Below are 612 nucleotides of genomic sequence, written 5' to 3' on the forward strand. Positions count from 1 at the left end.
CAGCTGCTGGATGCCTGCTATCTGGCAAAGCGGGCACGGGAGATGCTGCCTGCCCTGCCGGAGGGTGTGACATCCTCTTATATCCAGTGTCTGGATGTTATTCAGAAATTGCAGACCCGTGGCATCCAGCCGAAGATCTCTGATCTCAGCGATACACTGAACCTGCCCCGCCCCGGTGTGACCCGTACCGTAAAAGAGATGGAGCACAAAGGGTATCTGAGAAAACAGGTATCCGCTGAAGATGGCCGCGTGACCTATCTGTTTCTCACCGAGAGCGGGCAAGCGCTTTCCCAGAAGTACAATACGGACTACTTCTCGCAACTGCTCCCGTATCTGGACAGCATTTCCGAGGAGGATGCAGCGTGCACCATCCAAACGCTGGAAAAATTCTATGCTATTATGCGCGAAAGGAAAGATTCTCTTGAAAAACGATAAGACCGATTTTACCCAAGGCCGCATTTTGCCAAAGCTCGCTTTTTTCATGCTGCCCATTCTGGGTGCGCTGGTGCTGCAGGCCGCTTACGGCGCAGTAGACCTTCTGGTAGTGGGGCGCTTTGGCTCCACTTCAGGCTTGTCTGCGGTTTCCACCGGTAGTCAGGTACTCAACCTCGT

General features: G+C 53.8%; 1 protein-coding gene and 1 pseudogene. Both read left to right on the forward strand.

Annotation, left to right across the window (positions count from 1 at the left end; translation table 11 throughout):
* Positions 1 to 435: MarR family winged helix-turn-helix transcriptional regulator (locus C4N24_RS15080; RefSeq protein ID WP_242983307.1), on the forward strand; the 435-nt coding region annotated here is incomplete at its 5' end.
* A pseudogene (locus tag C4N24_RS15085) lies at positions 422 to 612 on the forward strand (MATE family efflux transporter); the annotation flags it as partial. The gene C4N24_RS15080 and the pseudogene C4N24_RS15085, both read left to right, overlap by 14 nt.

It is taken from the genome of Faecalibacterium prausnitzii (assembly GCF_003287405.1).
Lineage (GTDB): Bacteria > Bacillota > Clostridia > Oscillospirales > Ruminococcaceae > Faecalibacterium > Faecalibacterium intestinale.